Source organism: Mesorhizobium sp. M2E.F.Ca.ET.209.01.1.1 (genome assembly GCF_004010375.2).
Lineage (GTDB): Bacteria > Pseudomonadota > Alphaproteobacteria > Rhizobiales > Rhizobiaceae > Mesorhizobium.
This window is the reverse complement of record NZ_SADP02000003.1, coordinates 1-22,407: the sequence shown is the minus strand read 5'-3', so window position 1 is coordinate 22,407 and position 22,407 is coordinate 1. Positions and strand designations below refer to the sequence as shown.

The following is a 22,407-nucleotide window of genomic DNA, read 5'->3' as shown; positions in this document are numbered from 1 at the left end:
GCGATATTCCATCCTTGCGAGGCCAATTACCAAGCGGTGTAGCCGCCATCGATCGACAGGATCGCGCCCGTCACGTAGCTCGACGCCGGCGACGCCAGGAACAGGATCGCCGAGGCGATTTCCTGCGGCGTGCCCAAGCGCCCCATTGGCGTCATGTCGATCCAGGTGTTGAATAGTTCGGGACGCTCGCGCATCTTCAGCGTCATCTCGGTGCCGACATAGCCCGGCGCCAGCGCGTTGACGCGCACGCCCGACTTCGCCCATTCGACCGCGAGCGCCTTGGTCATCATGTGCACGGCGCCCTTGCTCACCATGTAGGACGGCGCGGTTAGCGGGCGGTTGATGATCAGGCCCGACATCGAGCCCAGATTGACGATCGAGCCCTTCTTGCGGGCAACCATCGAGCGGCCGAAGGCGCGAGAGGCCCAGTAGATGCCGTTGACGTTCACATCCATCACCAGGCGCCATTCCTCGTCCGGCGTGTCGAGCGCGGTGTTGAGACGCGCGATGCCGGCGCTGTTGACCAGGATGTCGACCTGGGCGAAATCGCTGACGACCTTGGCAGCCATCGCCTCGACGGCTTGCGGATCGGTGACGTCGAGCGCGCGACCCTCGACGCTTGCGACGCCAGCGGCCTTGAGCGCTTCGGCAGCGGCTTTCAGCCCATCCGCATTCATGTCGAGCAGGACGACACGCGCGCCGCAAGTTCCGAGCGCCCTCGCAGCCTCGAGACCGATCCCGCTGGCGCCGCCCGTGACGACCGCGACCTCGCCTGTCAGGTCGAATTGCGACCGGTAATCCATGCACGTCCTCCATCAGGACAGGCTTGAGCGCGGGCAAAACGCTGCCCTCGCCGCCGAAGCAGCGCCGCAAGCCAACCGGTCCTGATAATGCCTCCTGGGCCAGGCTCCTCCCGACCCCATGACAGGGACGTTACAGAAGCTTTCCGGGCCCGTCAATCTGGTTATAACCAGAAAACGGAATCTTTTTTGGAGGTGCGCAATTCAGGTGCGATCGAGACCGTTCACCGTCGCCGACGGCTGCTCGACCGCCATGTGGATGCGGGCGACGGAGGAGTTGTAGAAGGCCTCGTAATATTCAAGCGCGGCGCCGTCGGAATCATAGGCGATCGACTCGATCTCGATCAGCGGCGTGTTGGCGGCGACACCCATTTCATCGGCCTCTTCCTTGGTGGGAAGCGCGGCGCGCAGCCAGCGGTCGGCACGCTTCACCGTCAGGCCGAAGACGGCGCGGATGGTGCCGAAGATCGACTGGTTTTCCGACAGGATGTTCTCCAGCCCCGGCACCCGATGCCCCGGCAGGCTGATGCGCGTCATGGTGATCGGCGTGCCGTCGGTCATGTAGACGCGGCTGATCCGGACAACGCTGCCATTGGCGGGAATGCCGAAGACTTTGGACTCCTTCTCGCTCGGCGGGCAGCGGTAGATCTCCAGCGTGCGGGTCGAGACCTTGTGGCCCTTGGCGGTCAAATCGTCGAACACGCCGAGATTGGCGGTCATGAAGTCTACATGTTCGCGGGGAGCGGCGACGAACATGCCCTTGCGCGGCATCTTGATGATGCGGCCTTCGTTGGAGAGCGATCCGATCGCGGCGCGCACGACGGGACGAGAGACGCCGAAGAAATCGCAAAGCGCCTGTTCCGACGGAATGCGCGAATTGGCGGCAAGCAGGCCGGTGTTGATCGCCTCCTCGACCTGGTTGCGCAACTGCACCCAGAGCGGAGCCGCCTCGTCGCGGTTAAGTTGAACCTTGGAGCCGATCGAGCGGAAAGCCTCTGCCGCCTCGGCATCTTCCTGGTCGTAACGAGGACGCCCGCGCGTTCTGGTTGCCTGTTCCATTCGGGTCCCGCCGCAAATCACTTGCCGCGACTCAGATAAGCGGCAGCGCCTCCCTACCGGAGGCCGCCCGCCATTTTCACGCTCTCCGGCAAGTTTCGCAACCATAGCATGGCGACGGCGCCCAGAAGCGGACCGGGGACCAGCAGCAGGAAGGCCCAGCGCCAGCCGCCGATGAAATCGGCGAAGCGCGGCGTCAGCCAGATGGCAAGCACCGTCAGTGCGAAGCCCGCGCCCATTTGCACCGACAGAGCGGTGCCGACGAAGCGGCGGTCGGTGAGCTCGGTGACGGCGGCGGAGAACTGCGCCGAATCGCCGATCACCGAAACGCCCCAGACGATGGCGACCAGCATGAACAGCCAGAGCGGTCCGGTGAACAGAAAGCCCATCAGCAGCGCACAGCTTCCCGAGATGACCATCATGCCGGCGGTGGTGGCGGTGCGGCCGACGCGGTCCGACAGATAGCCGCCGAGCAGGCAGCCTAGGATGCCGGATGCGACGACGAAGAAGGTCGAGAGCGAGGCGGCGGCGGTCCCGATCGCCTGCGCGTCGAAAGCGGCGCGCGTATAGGCAAGCAGCCACGCCCACATGGCATAGAGCTCCCACATATGACCGAGATAGCCGAGATTGGCTAACAGCAGCGGCTTTTCGCGAAACACCTGGCCGATGCGCGAAGGCTCGAACACCGCCTTGCCGAAAGGATAGGGCCCTTCCTTGGCGAACAGCAGGAAGAGCAGCGCTCCCGCAGCAGTGGCCAAGCTTGCCGCGGCGACCACTGGACGCCAGTCAAGCACGGTCGAGACGGCGCGGAAGAGATGCGGCAGCGCCGAACCGACTGTCAGCGCGCCGATGACCGCGCCGAGCGCCAGCCCCCTGTCGCGCGTGAACCAGGTGGCCACCAGCTTGAGCGCCGGCGGATAGACGCCGGCAAGCGCAGCGCCGGTGACGATGCGCGCGGCGATTATGCCGCCAGGCCCCGGATGAAGCAGCAAGGTCGCGTTGGCTAAAGCGGCGACAAGCGACGCCGCCGCCATCAGGCGGCTCAGCCGTACAAGATCCGGCAGATTGACCAGGCTCGCCGCCAGCGCGCCGATGACGAAACCGACCTGGACGCCATTGGTCAGCCAGGCTTCGGCGCTCGCGCCCAACGCGAGCTCCTGCTTCAGTTCGGGAAGGATCGCGGTCGCCGAAAACCAAGTGGTCAGCGACAGGACGACCGCGAGGCAAAGCAGCGACAGCACGCGCCAGCGCTCGCTGTCGGCCGCCACGCCAAGCCGGCCGCCGCCGACCGTGCTCATGCGCTCTGCAGCGGCACGGTGAAGACCGTGGCTGTGCCGGTGAGGCAAAGCTCACCCTGGCCGTTGCGCACGCTGGTCTCGATCTTGCAGATCGGCTTGTCGGGCCGCACTTCCTTGACCTCCACGCGTCCGGTGATCTCTTCGTCAACGCCGACGGCCTTGACGAACTTCCACGCCACTTCGAGGAACACAGTTCCGGGTCCGGGCAGATCCTCCGCGACCAGCGCGTTGAGGATGCCGGAGGTGACGCCGCCCTGGACGATCAGCTTGCCGAACACCGACTTCTCGGCCAAGGCGCGGTCGTAGTGCAGCGGGTTGCGGTCGCCGGTGATATCGGTGAAGGCCTCGATGTCGCTCATCCTCGTGCGCCGCGTGCGCTCGGCGAAGGCGCCGACCTGCGGACGGCCTTTCACGACACCCACCCAACCGTCTTTCGTCTCGGTGCTCATCGCGGCTGCTCCTCTGTTGCGAGTTCGATTTGTCTGAAGGCCGGCAGGACACGGCCGCCGATGGCGGTCGGCGCAAGAAGCAGCATGGCCCCGACCTGTAGCGGCCGTGTGCCGGGCAGGATGAAGCTCAGCATCGTCGGGCCTTCGGCCAACTCGACCAGGCCGACCACATAGGGTGCCGCCGGCAGCCAGCCGGGATGGCCGGGCCTATGCACCTCGGAAAAGGACTTGAGCCGTCCCCTGCCCGATGAGTCTTTCCACAGCAGGTGCCTGCTCCAGCAATGCGGGCAGATCGAGCGCGGATAGAAGATGGCCTTGCCGCAATCCTCGCAGCGCTGGATGGTCAGCCGGCCCTCGGCGGCGGCATCCCAGAATGGCCGGGTGAGCCCGGAGATGGTCGGTCCAGCGGTCTTGAGCGTATTCAAATCGATCGCCATCAGGCGGCTCCCAACACCAGCGCGGTCGCTTCGCTCATCGTCGCGCCATTGCCGGTGACCAGCGCGAGCCCGGCCTTGCCGATCTGGCGTTCGCCCGCCTCGCCGCGCAGCTGGCGCACCGCCTCGACGACATGGGTCATGCCGCCGGCAAGGTCGGGCTGGCCGAAGCCGAGCTGGCCGCCATGCGTGTTGAGCGGCTTGTCACCCTTGTGCGAAAGATCGTGCTCGTTGAGCCACGCGCCGAACTGGCCCGGCGCGCAGAGGCCGGCATCCTCGATCGTCGTCGCAACCATGATCGTGTAGCAGTCGTAGAGCGACAGAAGGTCCATCTCATCTGCTCGCGTGCCGGACTGAGCGAAGGCCCTTGCCATGGCGCTCTTCAGCGGACCTGAGGTCAGACTCGGTGCCTGGCTGACCGCGCGGTGCGTCACCTTCTCGCCGGCGCCAAGCAGATGAACTTGAGGCTCGCGTAGCGTGCGCGCGCGTTCCGCGGAAGTCACGACGACAGCTTCACCGCCGGCGACCGGCATGACGATTTCGAGGAGATGCAGCGGCGAGGCTATCATCGGCGAGGCCAGCACCGCTTCGACATCGGCCGGCTTACCATGGAAGATGGCGTCGGGATTGAGCTGGGCATTGGCCCGGGCGGCTGCGGCGATCAGCGCGAAATCACGCGCGGTAGAGCCGTATTCCGCCATATGCGCCTGCATCAGCAGCGCATAGGAGATGTTGGCGCCCGAGGCGCCGAAAGGCACGTCGAACTCGCGGATCGGATTGCGGTTGGGCGAGCGGGGCGCAACCTCCTCGCGGTTGTTGGCGAGCACGCACAACACCGCCTCGCACATGCCGGCCTCGATCGCGGCGGCCGCGCGCCAGACCATGCCGGCGCCTGATGCGCCGCCGAGGTCGACGACATTGGCCATCGTCGGCGCGAGACCCAGATATTCGGCGATCGTCGCCGGAACATGCTGCGGCGTCTCGCCGACCTGCGGCCCGACCAGCAGCCCGTCGATCGCCGCCGGCTCCAGCCCGGCGTCGAGCACCGCCAGGCGGGAGACCTCGGCAATCATCTCAAGCGTCGTCACGCCGCTGGTCAGGCGCTGCGGCTTCAACTCGCCGATGCCGACGATCGCTCCCTTTGCCCGGCTCATGCCGCCTTGCTCCGGTCGAGCGCACGGTATTCCTCGAGACATGCCGGATTGGCGAGCGAAGCCATGTTCTTGACAGGCTTGCCTTCGAGCGTGGTGCGGGCGGCGCCCTCGACGCGCTTGCCGTTCAGTGTGTAGGGCACGGCTTGCACCGCGTGGATGCGATGCGGCACGTGACGGGGCGAGGCGCCTTCGCGGATTGCTTTGCGAATTCGCATGGCGAGTTCGGGGCTCAGCGCATAACCGTCATTGAGCTTGACGCAGAGCACGATCTCCTCGTCGCCTTCGACCGGCGCGCCAAAGACCAGGCAATCTTCGATCTCGGCAAAATTCTCGCAGGCAGCGTAAATCTCGGCGGTGCCGATGCGAACGCCGCCGGGCTTCAGCGTCGTATCGGAGCGGCCGTGGATGACGCCAGAGCCGTAAGCCGTCATCTCGGCGACGTCGCCATGTGTCCAGATCTCGCGGCGTGCGGCGAAGTAGGTGGCGTGATAACGCGCATCGCCGTCCTTGCCCCAGAAGGTCAGCGGCATGGAAGGGAACGGCTCGGTGCAGACGAGATCGCCTTGCCGGCCGATGACCGGCGCATTGCGCTCGTCCATGACGCCGACGGCGAGGCCGAGCCCTTTCACGGTCAGCTCGCCGCGCCACACGGGATGGATCGGCGATCCCAGCAGGAAGCAGCCGATGATCTCGGTGCCGCCGGAGATCGAAGCGAAGATCATGTCGCGCTTCACATGCTCGTAGACCCAGTCGAACTGCCCGGGTGAGACCGGCGCGCCGGCAGACAGCAGCGAACGCAGCGACGAGAGATCATGCAGGCGCCCCGGCGCGTAGCCTTCGGCGGCAAGTGTGGCCAGATATTTCGGGCTGGTGCCGAAATGCGTGACGCGGGCACGCTCGGCCATTTTCCAGAGCGGACTGGGGTCCAGGCCATCCCCCGATTTCAGGATCGGCGCGCCGTCGTAAAGGACAACCGAGGCGCCGCAGGCGAGGCCCGAGATCAGCCAGTGATACATCATCCAGGCGGTGTTGGTGTACCAGCTCATGACATCGCCTGTGCGGACGTCGCCATGCAGGAGATGCTCCTTCAGATGCTGCAGCAGCACGCCGCCGGCGCGGTGGACGATCGCCTTCGGCGCGCCTGTGGTGCCGGAGGTGTAGAGCACATAGGCCGGATGGTCGAATGGCACGCGCTCGAAAGTGAGCGGGGCGTCGCTGCCGAAATCGTCGAACAAAATGCAATCCGCGGCGCAGCCCGGCTTGACGCCAGGTTCGCCGGTCAGCACCAGCGTCGTCACCGCCGGCATGGCGGCGACGATCTCGGCCAGCCTGCCCAAAATGTCGTGCTCCTTGCCCGCATAGCGGTAGCGCGGCGCGGCGAACAGCACCTTGACGCCGATCTGGCCGAGGCGGTCCACGATCGCGGCGGCGCCGAAATCCGGCGAGCAGGACGACCAGACCGCGCCGATGGAGAGCGTCGCCAGAAGCGCTGCGAGGCCCTCGACGCGATTGGGCAGGATGCCGCCGACGCAGTCGCCCTTGCCGACGCCGGCCGCGCGCAGGCCATGCGCCGTCCTGGCGACGAGCCGGCGCAATTCGCCGAGCGTGACGGCGCGGAAATGACCGCTTTCGTCGGCCTCGATGAGAGCAACCCTCTCCTCGTCACCACGCAGCAGGTTTTCGGCGAGATTGAGCGAGGCTTCCGGCAGGAATCGGCTCCTTGTCATCGGCGCATTGTCGTCGCGCAGGAAGGAGATCGCACCAGGATCGCCGATCACTTCGGCGAAACCCCACACCGCCCGCCAGAAGGCCCCCGGATCGCCGATCGACCAGCGATGCAGCGTCTCGTAGTCATGCGGGTCGAAGCCGTTAGCTGCCGAAAAGCGCGCAAGGTTGGACGATCGGAACGCGGCCGGCGCCGGCGTCCAAAGCACGGATGACATGGATTTCCTCCCGCAATGCAGGCCGGACTCGATGCCGCAGCCTTGCCTGCCGATGCGTTTCAGATTATTGGTTATAACCAGAATGTCAAGCGATGATCGCAGGCCGGCAATCGGCTTTTGGGAGGGCTGGAATGGACGCCGTTTATATCGTTGCGGCCAATCGGACGCCGATCGGCAAGCTGAACGGCGTGTTCGCCAGCCTGTCGGCGGCGGAGCTGGGGGCGCAGCTTATCCAGGCGATGCTGGCGCAGGCGCGACTCGCGCCCGACACTGTCGGCGAGGTGATCATGGGCCAAGTGCTGACCGGAGGCGCCGGGCAGAACCCAGCGCGGCAGGCCGCGCTCAAGGCCGGCCTTCCGGTCAGCGTACCCGCCATGACCGTCAACAAGGTGTGCGGCGCCGGCCAAAAGTCGATCCATCTCGCAGCCCAGGCCATTCGCTGCGGCGACGCCGATTGCGTGATCGCCGGTGGGCAGGATTCGATGACCTCGGCGCCGCATGTCGTTTCCGGCGTCCGCGCCGGCATCCGCATGGGCGACCGCACGGTCAAGGATTCCATGATCACCGACGGGCTGTGGGACGCCTTCCATCAGGTGCATATGGGTGTGACCGCCGAGGCGCTGGCGCAGCGCTACCAGATCACCCGCGAGCAACAAGACAGGTTCGCGCTGCGCTCGCAGGAGAAAACGGACGCCGCCATCCGGGCCGGTCGATTCGACGAAGAGATCGTCCCGATCTCGATAACGACCAGGCAGGGCGATCTCATTGTCGACCGTGACGAGCATCCCAATCCATCTATCACCATGGAAGGCCTCGGCCGGTTGAAACCGGTGTTCGATGCGGCTGGAACGATCACGGCCGGCAACTCCTCCGGTCTCAACGACGGCGCCGCGGCGGTGCTGGTGATGTCTGAAGCGCGGATGAAGGAACTCGGCCTGACACCCCTCGCCCGCGTCGCCTCCTATGCGTCCGCCGGCGTCGAACCTATGGATATGGGCCTCGGCCCCGTCGCTGCTTCACGCCTGGCGCTCGAAAAGACTGGCTGGCGCGCGTCCGAACTCGATGTGATGGAGATCAACGAGGCTTTCGCCGCACAGGCCATAGCGGTCAACCGCGAGATGGGTTGGAACGAGGACGTCATCAACATGAGCGGCGGCGCCATCGCGCTTGGACATCCATTGGCCGGCTCCGGGTGCCGCATCGTGGTGACGCTGCTGCACGAGATGGTCCGCCGCGATGCGCGAAAAGGGCTGGCTTCGCTCTGCATCGGGGGCGGCCAGGGCGTTGCAATCTGCCTGGAGCGGTCAGGCACGACTTGACAGCTATAGACTAACGGAAGTGCTTAGCTTATGGCCGACATGCGGCGCAAAGCTGCCATGTCATCTTCGGGGCCAAAACTTGCCTTTTCGGTTCGGAACGAACTTATCGACGAGCAGCCCTTCAGTTCCTTTGACGGCGTTAATCGCCGTTTTTGCTACCTGCCCTGTTTGACTGCGGGCAGCCTATCGACCTGGCAACTGACCAATCATGTTGCAATCGACCGTGCGGCCGGAACGCTCCGTGTACGCGGCGTAGATCACCTGATCCACGTTCATGGAGATTTCACGAACCAGCTTTCGACGGACCGCTGTGGCGAACATCGCGGCGTCGGTGACGCCGATTGCGAATGCGTCCGGTCCGCCGATGACGCAGCGCTCGAAATAGGATTGCAGGCTGGAGGGGTCGTACCGCGCAAACCCGTCGGCCTCGCCAATGCGGGGTAGTGCGATAGGCAGCCCGTTGATCGTCACACCTTCCGCCAGAAGAAGCTGCCGGATGGGGTCAATGAGTGCTCCGGCATTGTTGGGTCCGTCGCCAGAGACGTCAATAACACGGCGCGGGCTGCGCAAGCCGCTCTTTGCGAACAGTCCATTCGCGGCCTGCAATGCGGCGGAAATCGACGTTCCGCGGCCTTCAGTCAACGACAGAGCAGCGAGCCTGTCCGCCAAAGTCAGAGCGTCCTCGCGGCTTTCGACAATGGTCCACGGCACGATGACGGTTTGCTGATTTGGGCCCGCCCACTCCAGATAGAGCACCGCTATTCTTCCCAGTTCTCCGGCCCTGATTGCCATCGCGATGTCAGCGTGGCGGAAGGCATCAACATAGCCGTTGCGCTGCACTTTTTGCTCAATTCTGCTCATCGACGGCGAGACGTCCACGGCAAGGATCAATTGCAAATCGACTTCGGCCAGGCCGCCCGTGGGACGGCCCGTCGAGTGAGCCTGTGGCGCGGTCGCGAAGATCAGGGTGAGCAGGAAGGCGCCCGTGAGCCGCAGCACCGGTCTTGCACCCATGCTTGCAGCAATCCGTACTAAGCAGTCCATAGCGAACCCCTCTTACCGACAATGGAATGTGAAATTGTCGGTCCGGGGCATTTGCCAAGTCACGAACGGCTTACGATCATTCGCCGAAATCCGCGCTCCCCACACGGTCTGGATGATGATCACTCTGCGCAGCGCGAAACCGTGCTAGTATGGGACTGCGGCTTCGTGCTTGAGGGGAACCGGCTTGAACAGCTCGCCGCCCACGACGTTCGTGCTCAACGGCGTGACCGCCGACGTGAGCAGGGAGACCTTGCGCGACCAGTTCAACAGGACAATCGCAGTTCGCCACCAGACCTTCGCGGTACTTCGCCACCTTCTGGAGAACGCTGATCGCGTCATCACCAAGGACGAGCTGATGAAGGCGGTCTGGAATGGGCTAGCCGTCACCGATGACAGCCTGGTCCAATGCATTCACGAGATTCGTGCGGCGCTCAACGACAGTCGCCAGGCCGTCGTGCAGACAGTGCCGAGGCGCGGTTACAGGTTGGTCCTTCCCTCAAATGCCGGACCAAGATTGATTACAATTCTGGCGGCAGAATTGGCCGCCGAAGTCCGGCCGGCAGGCAAGGATGAGCGGAGCATTGCTGCACCTACCCCGGCGTACAGGGAGGTCCTTGATCGGCTGCTGATAAAACATTCCGGTCGTGTCTTCGCGAGCGTCGGCGAGACAGTCCTTGCGGAGTTTGCTGGCCCTGTCGAGGCACTGCGGTGTGCGAACGAGATCCAGCATGAGGTCGATAGGCGGAACTGCGAGGTTCCCGAGACAAAGCAGATGCGCTTCCGCATCGGCGTTGATCTCGGTTACGTCGTCGCCGAGGGTGACCACCTCAGGGGCGAGGCCATCGAGGTCGCAGCTCATCTTCAAACCTTGTCACGCCCCGGCGGGATTTGCATCACGGAAGCGGTCCGCGCCCAGGCTCAGGACCACCTCTCGCTGGAATTCATCGATCTCGGCGAGCACAAACTGAAGGATGTCGCCCGTGCCTTGCGCATCTACGGCGTATGTCTTGCGTCCGAGGAGCCGGTCAGGTCGCCATTTCGCGGTCTCGATGCCTTCGAATTCGAAGATGCCGATCTATTCTTCGGCCGAGCCCGGGCGATTGCCGCCTGCGCGGCCAGACTGGAGCAGCAGGCAGCAAGCGGCACGGCATTCCTGCTCATCTACGGAATGAGCGGTTGTGGCAAGTCTTCGCTCCTGCGCGCCGGCCTGCTGCCGTCATTGACGCGACCTGGAGCCGTGGCAGGCATATCCTTGTGGCGCCGCTGCCTGATCCGCCTCTCCGAGGGACCGGATGCATTCGCTGTGTTGGCTGCGGCGCTGCTTCACGACGCTGCTGTGCCGGAGCTGTCCTCAGAAGCAACGGCCGCGGAGTTTGCTCGACTCTGCAGGAACAGGCCGGATCGAGCCCTGGCGATGGTCCGACAGGCACTTCGCAAGGCCGCCGGGCCGGCCCGCTCGCAGATCAGACTGCTTGTGGTCATCGATCAACTGGAGGAGCTGTTCACGACGGAGAAGCAGCCGGCGACGCGCGAGGCCCTTGTGCGGTTCATGGCTGTGCTGGCCGCGAGCGGACTGGTCTGGGTGATAGCGGCGATCCGTTCGGATTTCTTTCACCGCTGCGGTGAGGTCCAAGGTTTCTCGGCGCTCAAGGACGGCCTCGCCAGCTACGAACTTCTGCCACCAACCGGCCCAGAGATCGCGCAGATGATCCGCGAACCTGCGGTCGTGGCCGGGCTCCGCTTCGAGGAGAGTGCCGAGTTGGGGCGGCTCGATGACGTGCTGCAGGCGGCAGCAACTGCCGATCCCGGATCATTGCCGCTTCTCGAGTTTGTCCTCGACGCGTTGTACCAAGCCAGTGGCGACCGACGCGTTCTCACCTTTGCGCACTATCGTGCGCTCGGCGGGCTCGAAGGCGCAATCGCGCGCCGCGCTGACGAAGTCCTGGACTTGCTGGCGCCCGGCATCCAGGAGGCCTTGCCCGCGGTGCTGCGCGCCCTCACCACTGCGAGCCTGGGCGATGAAACAGTCACGGCACGTCCGGCCTCGTATACCGAAGTTGCGGGCACTCCCGCGCGATCGGCCCTCGTCAGGGCCCTGATCGACGCACGGCTCCTCGTCAGCGACGAGGACGCCGCGGGGCGTGTTTTTGTTCGTCTAGCGCATGAAGCACTGTTGAGCCGTTGGCCGCGCGCCGCTGACATTGTGAATGCAAACCGGACCTTTATCGCGACGCGCGAACGCCTGCGGGCCGACGCCCAACGATGGCACCTGGAAAGCAGGAATCGAGAGCTTCTCCTTCCCTCCGGCAAACGCCTGGCGGAGGGCGAAGAGTTGATGCTTTCAAGGCGGGAGGAGGTCGACGCTGCCGTCCTTGAATACATCGAGGAGTCCTTGCGTGCCCATCGGCAGAAGGAGGAGAAGGATCGTCAGGCAGAGCTAGCGCTGGTCGCGGCTGCCGAAGAGGCAAAACGCGAGCGCCTGGAGCGCGAGGCCGAACGCCGGAGCCTCGCGGCTGCCGCAGCAAACCGGCTTGCCCGGCGGACACGGAACGCCGCTGTCGTGGCAATAATGCTCGCTCTTATGGCGGGTGCAGGCGCACTGGTCGCCTTTAAAGCGCGGGAGGAAGCAAGAGGCCAACGCGATCAGGCGCTACGCAATCAGTTCCTTTCGCTCTCGTTCCTCTCGGAGCGATCCGCCGCGGCAGGCAACACAGAGGCTGCGATCCGGTTGGCGCTTGAGGCCCTACCCTCGAAAGAGCAACCCGAGCGGCCATATCTCTTTGAAGCGGAGGCAGCTCTCTACAAGGCTCTGCTGGCGCACCGGCAGATCGAAATTCTCCGCTCCGGCGGCGGTGTGGCGCATGCGGCATTCAATCCTACAGGCGATCGCGTCGCACCGCATCCTACGACAAAACTGCAGCCGTCTGGGACGTCTCCAGCGGTGCCGAAACTGCAATTCTAAAGGGTCATGATGGGGCCGTGGAGAGGGCCGAATTCAGCCCCGACGGAAGCCGTATCCTGACGGCCGCGAGGGACGGCACCGCACGTCTCTGGGACGCCGTCTCGGGAGAGCAGCTCTCCATCCTGCGGCCGGTAGGCAATTACCCGACGGCAATCTTCAGCCCGGATGGCACCCGGGTGCTGACGGCGGGGGAGAACAGCAATACGACGCTTTGGGATGCTCGGACCGGAAAGAAAGTCCTGGCTGTAAGCAGCGACGCATATACGCGTGCTGCTTTCAGTTCAGACGGCCGCAGCTTCGCGACGGCAGGCAAGCATTCTGTGTCTATCTGGAATACCGCGGACGGCGCACTGACGCAGTCGATCCGAGTGACCTCCTGGCCATACACCCTGGCGTTCAGCCCGGACGGAAGCCGGATGCTGGCCGGCCCGTGGGGCTGGCATTCACATCGCGACACTTCCAGCCTTTTCGATGTGTCAAAAGGAACGGAGATCGCAAAGTTCGCCGGCAGCAAGAGCGACATGCAATTAAACGGCGTGATTTTCAGCCACGGGGGTCAACGGATCGCCACGGTATCCCTCGACGGCACTGCCCGGATTTGGGATGGAACGTTGGGAACGCTGGATGAGGTGCTCGGCCAAGAGGTTTCGGGGTTGAAGCCTGACATCGACACAGATGAACGCGATGTGGAGATGAACGGTGCCTTCTCCCATGACGACCGCTTCCTTGCGACGACCTCGATCAATGGGCCGATCCGCATCTGGGACACTGAACGGGCCTCGTTGGTGACGACGATCGCCGGTCATGAAGCCTTGGTCGAGCATTTGGAATTCAGCCCGGTCGACAGCAACATTCTACTGACTGCTTCACACGATGGCACCGCTCGGCTTTGGGATGTCGACGGCGCCCTGACGACGGCGCTCTCACATAAATATCGGCCGACTTTCGCGGTCTTCAGCCCCGACAGCGTCCACCTGCTTACCGGCGGCGGCGACAGCGCGGCGCACCTGTGGGATGTCGTGAGCGGGCGCGAGATAATCCGCCTCGACACGCATGAGATCATTCAAAGCGCCTCGTTCAGCCCAGATGGGAAGCGCGTCGCCACAGCATCTCTTGAGGGCGTGGTCCGAATTTTTGATGTGGCCACGGGACACGAGACCGCCCAGTTCCGATCAGATGCCGGACTGATCAAGATCCAGTTTGGTCGCGATGGCAAATCGCTTGTTTGCGCATGGATCAACGGTACCGCCCAACTGCGGGACGCGACGGCCGGCACGGAGCTGGACGTCATCGCGACAAGCAGCAATCTGCCCCAAGCCGTTCTTAGCCCTGACGGACGTCTGATCCTCTCGGCCAGGGAAGACAATGTGGGACGCCTCTTGACGACGAGCGCAGCCGAACTCAGGGCTCTGGTTGGGCATCGGGATCGCATCACGGCAGCGGCCTTCAACCCGAACAGTCAACTGGTCGCAACGGGCTCACTCGACCACACGGCCCGAATTTGGTCGACCACGGAGGGAATAAGCGTCAGAACGCTGGAGGGACATACCGGCGCGGTCACGGCGGTCGCCTTCAGTCCCGATAGTCAGTCGTTGCTAACCGCTTCGCGCGATGGAACCGCCCGGATATGGAGCGTCTCAGGCGATCTGGAAAAGGTTCTTAGGGGCCACAGCGGCGCGCTGGATAGCGCCGAGTTCAGCCCCAATGGCTTGTATGTCGTGACCGCGTCGACCGAAGATCGAACGGTGCGGCTATGGGCGGCGCAATCGGGGCGCCAGCTTGCCGTCCTTGGCAGCCAGGACGGAGCAACCTTTCGACCGGGCTTTACACGTGCAGCTCTCAGCGCCGACGGCAACCACGTCGCGATTATTTCCGGCGAACAAAGAGTGAGCATCGTTCGCCTCTTCCAGACACCCAAGGAGCTTATTGACTTCGCCCTCCATACCGTCCCTCGCGAACTAACGCCTTGCGAGCGGCGAAGCTTCTTCCTTCCTGAAGACCCTGCAAAGGGCACCTGTCCGGGCTAGCGTCGACAACGGTCAGACTTCGCCCCTTGGGCCGGCTGCTCGAAACTCCAACCGTCTTACCTAAGTGATGACCGGGCGGATCGGCCCCGCCTCCGGACGGCGTGGCGCTTAACAGTCACTGTTTCGCTTGCCCGTCGGATTAGCGGTCGGGCCCGACCACGATCACCAAAGCGTTCATTTTTGACGTCTGCTTTTGGAAAGCGGCGGTGGCGACCTCAACGACCGAAATGAGGTGCTAAGCTGCCATTCGCTCAACTCCATCAGACTAGTAGTCGGAAAGGGGGCCGAGAACAGACTGTCGGCTTTCTGCAAGCTGGGTCGAGAAGCGGACCAAGCCATCCAGCGCGTCTGAAACGCTTGCGTCGATGCCCGTAACGAACATTGCAGAGGCACAGCGGACAAACGGCATTCTGGTTCAATGAAGCAACTTGCTCGCCCGGTCTTGATGCCCTCGGCTGGTATCACGGGAATTACGACGAGGCCCGCAATATCGGGCTTGGCCTTGAACACGATTGGTCAAGTCATGGTGCAGATGCATTTGGTTTGATCAGCGTAGCGTACGAAGAGCTAAGGCGCCCGTTAGCCCATCAGGCGCCAAGTTTGAGCTGGGTGGTCTGAGCTTCTGCCTCAGAGCTTCAGCTTGGCTTTGAGAGCATCGATCCGTTTTGACGCTTCCGCCTTGCTTAGCCTTTCATCGAAGTCTGTCTCTTCGCCGGCCTGCTCACAAAGCGTCTTCAAGTATGATGCCTGTGACGGCGTCATCGGATCATCGCCGCTCACCCACTCGTCGGGGTCCTTGGAGACATTGAGATCGCTCTTCACATTCGAGTCCTGCATGACACACTCCAACGTCTGAGGAGGTGGAATGCCTTTGATCTGCTTTTGTTCCTCTCCGGACTTGGCTTTGCGTGGATAGTGAGCACACTGCAAACGGTGGTTTGCAGTTTGAACACCAGCGGAGTCTGAGTGCATGTCCAGCGCGGTTGCCTACTATCGCGTCTCAACCCAGCGGCAAGGTCGTTCAGGCTTGGGCATCGAGGCACAACGTGCTGCTGTCGCTCGCTTCGCCGAGACTGAAGGCCTCCTGATCATCCAGGAGTTCACCGAGGTCGAGACTGGCAAAGGATCAGACGCGCTCGATCGGCGCCCGCAACTCGCAGCCGCCCTCACGCGAGCGCGCCAGGCCAAGTGTCCAGTGATCGTCGCCAAGCTGGACCGACTCTCCCGTGACGTGGCATTCATCGCCGGGCTTATGGTCCAGCGCGTGCCGTTCATCGTCGCGGAACTCGGAGCCGATGCTGATCCATTCATGCTGCATCTCTACGCGGCACTGGCCGAGAAAGAGCGGCGACTGATCTCTGAACGCACTAAGGCCGCCCTCGCCTCCCGCAAGTCCATCGGCGCCAAGCTTGGCAACCCGACAAATCCTGCCGTAGCCGCAGCAAAGGGGCGCGCGGTTTCGGCTGAAGAGGCGGATCGTTTCGCTGAGACCGTGTTGCCGATCATAGAGTCCATTCAACGATCAGGCATCGCCAGCCTGCGCGGCCTCGCCATCGCACTCAACAATCGAGGCGTGCGCACAGCTCGCGGAGGGCAGTGGCAGGTTTCGAACGTAAGGAATTTGCTGCTGCGCCAGATCAATGGCGCTTGAGGGTTTTGATAGGCGGGAAAATGGCGTCGGGATTGGCTAGGACTATCCGATGGAGGCGCCGAACCGCGCGGAAGGCGCGCAGCCTTTATCGCGCTCGACCGACGCTCAGCCGCCTCAGCACCGCGTGACTCGGCGAAGACTGTCCTTGCCTAAAACCGAGCTGTGGATAGTAACGGCTCGTTCACCGCGTCTACAGCCATCTGTTGAGCGCCTCAGTGCCTCACGGCTAGGGGTGAGGCGGCGACCTCGTGGCGGAACGGTTACGCCGCGGACCGTAAGTCCGTGGCGCATGCGGCGCATAAGTGGCGGCTTATTCGCAAGGTGCGGGCCCTGGCAGTTCAGCGGCCTTGTTGTGTCAACTACGTCAGCGACATTACCACAGCCCCGTGACCCGGATTGCTCCTGTTGTGGGCGTTAGCATCGGCCTGAGCTTCAGCTCGCGTTGCGCGATTTGGCCCTACCCAGCCGCCGTTTATCCCGTTCCTCGGACAATCTCCGCAGTTGGCATAATAAGGTTGCGATCCAGCAGCATCCTGTGTGCCATCACCCCCGCCGGGCTCCAAGCCGGAACCGTGCTTCCAGGTGTGGGCCATACTGTGTTCGTCAAACGGGTCCACTTTCTTGACGATTTCACCAGGCATGGACGTTCTCCCAGTTTTTGAGCGGTCGGTAAATTCCGACTGTAAAGCATACCACTCGGTTGCATTAGCGATTTGTGAAGTGCTTCACATGGCTAACCGCCAATAAACGGCAGCAGATCGGCCATTAAGGGCAAGGGCCGTTCCGCCGTTGCACCGTCGGTCAGGCTCGGCTCGCGGAGCCTACGCCGCTTCGCGCCGGGCAGCCGGCACAGCGTCCGGACAGAGAATCAGTGGAACGTTACCAACCGTGATCTCCATGCAGCCTTGCTAATGAGCCTCTGCATCAGCCGGAGGCTAGTCTGTGCTGATCATCTCGACCAGTTCCTTTGCACATTCCTCGGAAATTTCGGCCGGCGCCGGACCCCCGATCGTGCGCGAGCCGAAGCCGAGAGCCTCGCGCACGCCGATAATCCCCGGCGACGAGCTGGTCGGCGGGCGCGACCTGCCGATCTACGCCGCGGCCATGGGCGGCGAAGGCCATATGATCGTCACCTTCGAGGCGATCGACTGGGTGAAACGGCCGGCAGTGCTGCAGAATGTCCGCGGCGGCTACGGCATCCTGGTGCGCGGCGAGTCCATGATCCCCGCCTATTGGCCCGGCGACACCGCGCTTGTGAACCCGCATCTGCAGCCGGCGCGCGACTCGGACGCCGTGTTCTTCCACACGCCGCCCAAGGAGCGCTGCGACGAGGAAGCGATCATCAAGCGTCTGGTCGGCATGAACGATTGCGAGTGGACGTTGGAGCAGTACCGGCCGGCGAAGACGTTTACGGAGAGCCGGGTCGACTGGCCGATCTGCCATCGGGTGAGTGGGGAAGTACAATGCTCGGTGAACCGAAGCGAGTTACCGCGAGAGCACCAAATACCCGAACAGAAGCCGGGCCGGTCCAACGAACGACAACTCCAATGAATTCAATAGTCAGGACGCGGACAGTATCAGCAGTATGCTGCGAGGGTAATTGCAGGGGTGCTTTTTTATCGTCGCGTGGGGTTGCCCGCCTCACTCTTTGGTTGGCGTAATGCTGCCGGCGTGCGCAACAAGTGCAACGAGCTCGTCGTGAACAGTTCGCCGGCCCTCGTTCATCAGGCGATCCCAATCCTCACGCACGATATCGAAAACATACTTGTCCTCCATATCGTTGTTTTCCCGCTCCATGAACAATTTGAAAGCGGTTTTATCACTGTTTATCTTGATGAATCGGGAAACATATTTTGGATGTTCAGATCGTAAGCGCGATATCTATTGTCGCCTTGGACGTGCACCATCAGATTGTCAGGGATATTCGCAAGAGCGCCGCTCCAGCTGGCGTCACCCTCCTTGTAATATGCTATTGCTAGGGGCAGCAACAACGATAGGTCAACTACCCGCATGTGAGGCCAAGCAATGACCACGTTTTCAATCAACGCCAAAACTCGTTTGATATCTCGCGCTTTTAACTTGTAAGCGTCAAATCCAAATTGCAGGAACCGTTCCACATCGTTTCCTGGAGCGCGCGCAGGCCGTACTCTAATATTTGACGAGCGTTTGCTGAGACAAAGCGGGAGATATCGGGAGTCGATAATTGATAGGTAGTTTCAAAGAATCGCTTCAGGTACTTGAAGCCGTCGAAGGCAGGGCCGTACAATCCGGCGATACCATGCCTAAGTTGGTCGGAATTGGTAGCAAAAACGAACGCGATGTTTGGGGCGCCAAACAAATGTTTGACCCTCTCCAATAGGGCAACTGCGTATGAGGGACGGCAACGATCCAACTCATCGACGATCACATAGAAAGGTAACGGCTTTTCGTGACCGATTGCCGCAACAGCGCTGGTCAAACGCGTCTGGAAATCATCGGCCGCTTTGCGCTTGCCGTTGAACTGATCAATCACCTTCTGGGTGCCTTGATCGATAATGCTCTCGATCTCGATTGTAACCTTCTCAGTGCCCGACTTAACAATTTCTCCTATGAGACTTGGGGTCTCCGCATCCCCCGCGATTTCGGGATCGCTCCTTAAAAGCTCATTGATCTCCTCGCCGACGTATTCCTGACGACCGTTTTCGCTACCCCCGATAAAACTCTCCCAAGGACGGGAGCGGCGCCCTTTTTGACGCCTTTCCACGCGCTCTGAATGGCACTGTCTTTCTTCACGAAAGGCGAAATCGCTTCGTCGATGGCGGCAAGCACCGCAACGAAAGGATCGTCGAGGTAGTCATCACGCCACGCATTGACCCCCGCAACAACGTGACCGGAATTTTGAAGCTGCTTCGCAAGGCATTCTATGAAGAACGTCTTGCCCGCTCCCCAGTCGGCATCAATGTTGATCGCAAATGATCCGTGAGCGCCTTTCTCCAATCTGATTCGCACCTGACCGGCTATGAACTTTTCCAGAAAGTCAGCGTCGCCTCGCCGGCCCAGAAGATCTTTGCTCCAAATCTCGTCTAGTTCGCTCACAATCATCCCCCCCTTGTTCGTATTGCCGATAACCGCCAGGCGCCGCGACCGCTGCCGAGCCAACCACCGTTCTCTTTTGGGATCGTCCGCCCGCTACTGTTCGTCACTGAAGAACACTTTTCGCGTGGCTGGGTCTTGTGCAACCACGCAATTTAGGCCGTCATCAAAGTCAGGAAGGCCAGCGGCCATGTCCGGGCCGTTCATCAAGCATCGTTTATAGAGAGCTTCAAAGGCTGATTGATCAGGTAGCGCCCGCATGCCCTGTATAAGCCGTGCAATTGCAATTGACTGCGTCGCCCGGCATTGTTTGTACGCGTCGCTTTCCGCGCTCTGGTGCCGATGCAAACAAAGTTGCTCTGCGTGGCTGCAACACGGGCACGGGATCGGCTGTTCGTATCTGGCATCAATCCAGGTTCGGAGTTTCTTGAGGGCCTCCTCTCGTAGAAGCCGCTCAATTGATAGTGCCGCGCTGTATGGGTGGGTGGGTTCGGCATTTCAAGCTCGCCACGCCGGCCGCTGTCACATAAAGTGCCTCACCGATATTGAGGCGAAATCGGAACCCGGAAAACCAGCATCCCTGCGGCAATCAGGCGTCGATCTCAGCCACGATATCGAATACGCGCTCGCTGAACTCCTTTACCTGGGCGGCGTCAGTATTCTGCCGGAGGTCGAGCCGAACCATGTTGCGGAACTCATCCATGTCCGTTGGGCGCTTCTTCAGAAGTTCGTCGAGCATCGATTTCCTGAGAAGGCCGCTGGCGGGGTCTGCGTCAGGGAACCGCTCCTTGATCGTGCGCTCTCGCAGGTCAATCAGCTTGGCTCGCGCTTGCTCGACCGAGATGCCGCCGGATGGCCTCTTCGTTGCGGCTGAGCGCCCGGTAACCTGATCGCCGAATAAGGTGCCTTGTCGCAATGGCGGTGCGGAAGGTTCCTTTGCGACGGGTGCTGCAGGCTGTTCCGAAACCGCGCTCCTTTGCACCCTGCGAACTCGCGTCTCTTCTCTTTCCGATATCAGCCCCTTGAGTTCTCGGCAGACTCGGTCAAGTTCCCCATCGGGGTTGCGAAACCAATCCGTCGACCAGATGCGGATTATGTTCCAGCCAAGGTTCTCCAATATCTCCTGACGCAATCGGTCTCGGTCTCGTGCCGACTTTTCAGAATGATATGCGGCGCCGTCGCATTCGATTGCCGCAATGAACTCGCCTGGGGAGGACGGGTCCCTCACTCCAATATCCAGGAAGAAGTTTGCGACGCCCACCTGTGGCACGCAATCGAAGTTCAGTTCCCGCAGCCCTTCAAGCACAGCGTCCTCAAAGTCGCTGTCGGGGTCCCTGCCCGACCGAACTGGCTCCACGCCCAGCGAGCCTGTTCCGGCATATTCGAGGAACAACTTCAGCGAGCGCGGGCCCCTGTCGGTACCTTCCTTCGGCAAGATGTCCGATGACCGCATGGAGCTGAATATCTCCATCCGCTCCTTGGCTCGCGTGAAGAGCACGTTGAGGCGTCGCCACCCGGTTTCCTGATTGACGGGGCCAAAGTTCTGTGGCGGCCTCCCGCCGGAGGACGCGGGCCCGTATGTGACGGAGATCATTATGACGTCACGTTCGTCGCCCTGAACGTTTTCCAGGTTCTTGATGAAGAACGGCTCGCCGCTAGCCTCGTTCTCTGCTTCGGCGAGCGCCTTCGCCAGGACTGGATCGCGATCTGCCATCGCAGCTAGTTCGTCAGCAATGCGCTGCGCCTGCTTGATGTTCATCGCGACGACGCCGAGGCTGCGGCTCTGTTGCTCGATGAGGAATTTCGCCGCTGCCGCCGCTACCGCTCGGGCCTCCACCGGGTTAACGCCTTTCGTCGTGATCCCATCGGCTATGAAACTCCAGCCTATACCGAAACGATCGGCTTGCCCGGCCGGCGAGGGGAAGACGATCAGTTCGTCCTTGTAGAACTGGCGATTCGAGAACGCGATCAGGGCCACATGGCGCGAGCGATAATGCCAGCGAAGCATTCGCTGGTCGAAGATGCTGGAGGCGAGCTCAAGGATGCTCTTGCTGTCTTCGGCCAGCGTAATCTCGTCGTCGTCCTCGTCCTCCCCTACCCGTTCGGCGATCCGATCGAAAAATGAGGTTGGCGGCAACTGTTTCGGATCGCCAACGATTATAGCCTGTCCGCCTCGCGCAAGCGCCCCGATCGCATCTTCCGGGCGCATCTGAGATGCCTCGTCCATGATGACGAGGTCGAATTTCAGGCTGCCTGGGGCGATGTATTGCGCAACGGACAGAGGCCCCATCATGAAGCAAGGCTTCAGCGATTGGAGGGCCTGCCCTGCACGCGCAACGAGTTGCCGTATCGGGATATGCCGACGTTGCTTGGCCATTTCGGCACGAAGCAATGCCATCTCGGTGATCTGGGATTTTAGACCTGACTGGCGCCCCTCGGGCGGCCGGCGCTGCACAAGTTTGGCGGCAATCGCGGCGCGACGAAACTCCATCACCTGCGCGTCGAGCGAGCGGTATTCCTCCCGCAGCGTGTCGAGCGACTTTCCGGAGATGGAATGCAAAATGGGCGAGTCGGCGAACGCCTTTCGCGCCAAAGTATCGAATACCAGGAAATCGAGGCTGACTTCCAATTGTTCGGTCGAGAGGTTGCCGGCTGCGGCGGCATGGACCAATTCTCGTTCTATTCCCTGTTCGGACGAGCGACGAAAACGGTCGAAGTCCAGCCACTGGGGCAGCAAGCCGGCATTTGCAGCGGCGAGGCGCGCTCGGCTAGCAACTCCGGCAAGGGCAGGTCTCCCATGCCCGAACCAGATCTGCTCGTCCAATCCTGTTGCGGAAACAAATGCCTGTTCGGCATCCAGCACCGACTCCGCAGCTCGCGCACACGATCTCACGCTGGCAACCAGGGCCCGCCAGGCTTCATCGTCGGATACGTTTGCTGCCTGTTTTCCGATGGCCTCAGGAACGGTGGCGTCAACCAGCGATTTCCAGAAAGTCGCCTTGCCGACCGCGGGCATTTTTGCGGCAGCCAGGTTCGCAAGGGCAGCCAAATTGGCGTCACTCACATGTCTAGCTAGCTGTGAGCTTTCGGGAGGTTGTCCATTCGGACCGGACCGAGGAGACTGGAGTTACCACGCTTCAGCATCCATCGGAGGATCCGAATGAACATCCATAAGAATGCCCGTCTCACACCGCTGCG

At 62.2% G+C, this 22,407-nt stretch carries 19 protein-coding genes and 1 pseudogene; 6 read left to right on the top strand and 14 right to left on the bottom strand.

Going from position 1 to position 22,407, the window contains the following annotated elements:
• Positions 1-26: 26 nt before the first annotated feature.
• The 7 genes from EN852_RS06330 to EN852_RS06300 form a co-directional block, all read right to left on the bottom strand.
• The gene (locus EN852_RS06330; RefSeq protein WP_127874368.1) at positions 27-803 is read right to left on the bottom strand and encodes a glucose 1-dehydrogenase; all 777 of its coding nucleotides are present in this window, start codon (positions 801-803) and stop codon (positions 27-29) included.
• A 201-nt stretch (positions 804-1,004) separates the two neighbouring features.
• The gene (locus tag EN852_RS06325) at positions 1,005-1,859 is read right to left on the bottom strand and encodes a GntR family transcriptional regulator (RefSeq protein ID WP_127874369.1); all 855 of its coding nucleotides are present in this window, start codon (positions 1,857-1,859) and stop codon (positions 1,005-1,007) included.
• Positions 1,860-1,912: 53 nt separating this feature from the next.
• Positions 1,913-3,154, bottom strand: a complete 1,242-nt coding sequence (locus EN852_RS06320) for an MFS transporter (protein WP_127874370.1) — start codon at positions 3,152-3,154, stop codon at positions 1,913-1,915.
• Positions 3,151-3,603 (bottom strand): MaoC family dehydratase, encoded by a 453-nt coding sequence (locus tag EN852_RS06315; protein ID WP_052458707.1) that lies wholly within the window; start codon positions 3,601-3,603, stop codon positions 3,151-3,153. The genes EN852_RS06320 and EN852_RS06315 overlap by 4 nt, the downstream gene beginning before the upstream one ends.
• Positions 3,600-4,040, bottom strand: a complete 441-nt coding sequence (locus EN852_RS06310; protein ID WP_127874371.1) for a Zn-ribbon domain-containing OB-fold protein — start codon at positions 4,038-4,040, stop codon at positions 3,600-3,602. The genes EN852_RS06315 and EN852_RS06310 overlap by 4 nt, the downstream gene beginning before the upstream one ends.
• On the bottom strand, positions 4,040-5,191 hold the full coding sequence (locus EN852_RS06305) for a thiolase family protein (RefSeq protein WP_127874372.1): 1,152 nt from the start codon (positions 5,189-5,191) through the stop codon (positions 4,040-4,042). Before EN852_RS06305 ends, EN852_RS06310 begins: the two co-directional genes overlap by 1 nt.
• Entirely contained in the window at positions 5,188-7,134 is a 1,947-nt protein-coding gene (locus EN852_RS06300) for an acetoacetate--CoA ligase (RefSeq protein WP_127874373.1), read from the bottom strand. Before EN852_RS06300 ends, EN852_RS06305 begins: the two co-directional genes overlap by 4 nt.
• Before the next feature lie 131 nt (positions 7,135-7,265).
• On the opposite strand from EN852_RS06300, the gene EN852_RS06295 reads away from it, so the two are divergent.
• Positions 7,266-8,453: an acetyl-CoA C-acetyltransferase gene (locus tag EN852_RS06295; protein ID WP_127874374.1), complete on the top strand. Its 1,188-nt coding sequence runs from the start codon at positions 7,266-7,268 to the stop codon at positions 8,451-8,453.
• 183 nt (positions 8,454-8,636) lie between these two features.
• Here the strand turns inward: EN852_RS06295 and EN852_RS06290 are convergent, their stop codons facing one another.
• Positions 8,637-9,467 carry a DUF1194 domain-containing protein gene (locus EN852_RS06290; protein WP_189545754.1) on the bottom strand — a complete coding sequence of 277 codons (831 nt, stop codon included), beginning with the start codon at positions 9,465-9,467 and terminating at the stop codon, positions 8,637-8,639.
• Positions 9,468-9,681: 214 nt separating this feature from the next.
• Between EN852_RS06290 and EN852_RS42195 the strand changes: the two genes are divergently transcribed.
• The 3 genes and pseudogenes from EN852_RS42195 to EN852_RS42185 form a co-directional block, all read left to right on the top strand.
• Positions 9,682-12,459: a winged helix-turn-helix domain-containing protein gene (locus tag EN852_RS42195; protein WP_246694195.1), complete on the top strand. Its 2,778-nt coding sequence runs from the start codon at positions 9,682-9,684 to the stop codon at positions 12,457-12,459.
• A gap of 17 nt (positions 12,460-12,476) precedes the next feature.
• Positions 12,477-14,486, top strand: coding sequence for a hypothetical protein (locus tag EN852_RS42190; RefSeq protein WP_246694194.1), 2,010 nt, complete (start codon positions 12,477-12,479; stop codon positions 14,484-14,486).
• A 447-nt stretch (positions 14,487-14,933) separates the two neighbouring features.
• Positions 14,934-15,104 (top strand): annotated as a pseudogene (locus EN852_RS42185) (PBSX family phage terminase large subunit); the annotation flags it as partial.
• Between the two features lie 9 nt (positions 15,105-15,113).
• On the opposite strand, the gene EN852_RS06270 reads toward EN852_RS42185, so the two are convergent.
• Complete coding sequence (locus EN852_RS06270) at positions 15,114-15,308, bottom strand: DUF3072 domain-containing protein (protein WP_348643423.1); 195 nt, start codon at positions 15,306-15,308, stop codon at positions 15,114-15,116.
• Positions 15,309-15,456: 148 nt separating this feature from the next.
• Here EN852_RS06270 and EN852_RS06265 point away from each other — a divergent pair, with 148 nt between their 5' ends.
• On the top strand, positions 15,457-16,137 hold the full coding sequence (locus EN852_RS06265) for a recombinase family protein (RefSeq protein ID WP_127874377.1): 681 nt from the start codon (positions 15,457-15,459) through the stop codon (positions 16,135-16,137).
• A 942-nt stretch (positions 16,138-17,079) separates the two neighbouring features.
• Complete coding sequence (locus tag EN852_RS42180) at positions 17,080-17,688, top strand: S24 family peptidase (RefSeq protein WP_246694193.1); 609 nt, start codon at positions 17,080-17,082, stop codon at positions 17,686-17,688.
• A gap of 90 nt (positions 17,689-17,778) precedes the next feature.
• On the opposite strand, the gene EN852_RS43130 is transcribed toward EN852_RS42180, so the two are convergent.
• The 5 genes from EN852_RS43130 to EN852_RS06235 all read right to left on the bottom strand — a co-directional run bounded on the left by EN852_RS43130 (position 17,779) and on the right by EN852_RS06235 (position 22,273).
• Complete coding sequence (locus EN852_RS43130; protein WP_281407777.1) at positions 17,779-17,913, bottom strand: hypothetical protein; 135 nt, start codon at positions 17,911-17,913, stop codon at positions 17,779-17,781.
• A 50-nt stretch (positions 17,914-17,963) separates the two neighbouring features.
• Entirely contained in the window at positions 17,964-18,254 is a 291-nt protein-coding gene (locus EN852_RS06255; RefSeq protein ID WP_127874378.1) for a hypothetical protein, read from the bottom strand.
• Entirely contained in the window at positions 18,212-18,880 is a 669-nt protein-coding gene (locus tag EN852_RS06250) for a P-loop NTPase fold protein (protein WP_127874379.1), read from the bottom strand. Before EN852_RS06250 ends, EN852_RS06255 begins: the two co-directional genes overlap by 43 nt.
• Positions 18,772-19,212, bottom strand: coding sequence for a P-loop NTPase fold protein (locus EN852_RS06245; RefSeq protein WP_189545752.1), 441 nt, complete (start codon positions 19,210-19,212; stop codon positions 18,772-18,774). Before EN852_RS06245 ends, EN852_RS06250 begins: the two co-directional genes overlap by 109 nt.
• Positions 19,213-19,798: 586 nt before the next feature.
• Complete coding sequence (locus EN852_RS06235; RefSeq protein WP_127874381.1) at positions 19,799-22,273, bottom strand: AAA domain-containing protein; 2,475 nt, start codon at positions 22,271-22,273, stop codon at positions 19,799-19,801.
• Positions 22,274-22,407 lie beyond the last annotated feature (134 nt).

Coding starts and splice junctions, on each gene's coding strand:
- EN852_RS06290 (WP_189545754.1), bottom strand. CDS start 9,467: ATGGGTGCAAGACCGGTGCTGCGGCTCACGGGCGCCTTCCTGCTCACC.
- EN852_RS06330 (WP_127874368.1), bottom strand. CDS start 803: ATGGATTACCGGTCGCAATTCGACCTGACAGGCGAGGTCGCGGTCGTC.
- EN852_RS06295 (WP_127874374.1), top strand. CDS start 7,266: ATGGACGCCGTTTATATCGTTGCGGCCAATCGGACGCCGATCGGCAAG.
- EN852_RS06305 (WP_127874372.1), bottom strand. CDS start 5,191: ATGAGCCGGGCAAAGGGAGCGATCGTCGGCATCGGCGAGTTGAAGCCG.
- EN852_RS06310 (WP_127874371.1), bottom strand. CDS start 4,040: ATGGCGATCGATTTGAATACGCTCAAGACCGCTGGACCGACCATCTCC.
- EN852_RS06265 (WP_127874377.1), top strand. CDS start 15,457: ATGTCCAGCGCGGTTGCCTACTATCGCGTCTCAACCCAGCGGCAAGGT.
- EN852_RS06315 (WP_052458707.1), bottom strand. CDS start 3,603: ATGAGCACCGAGACGAAAGACGGTTGGGTGGGTGTCGTGAAAGGCCGT.
- EN852_RS06320 (WP_127874370.1), bottom strand. CDS start 3,154: ATGAGCACGGTCGGCGGCGGCCGGCTTGGCGTGGCGGCCGACAGCGAG.
- EN852_RS06325 (WP_127874369.1), bottom strand. CDS start 1,859: ATGGAACAGGCAACCAGAACGCGCGGGCGTCCTCGTTACGACCAGGAA.
- EN852_RS43130 (WP_281407777.1), bottom strand. CDS start 17,913: ATGGAGGACAAGTATGTTTTCGATATCGTGCGTGAGGATTGGGATCGC.
- EN852_RS06300 (WP_127874373.1), bottom strand. CDS start 7,134: ATGTCATCCGTGCTTTGGACGCCGGCGCCGGCCGCGTTCCGATCGTCC.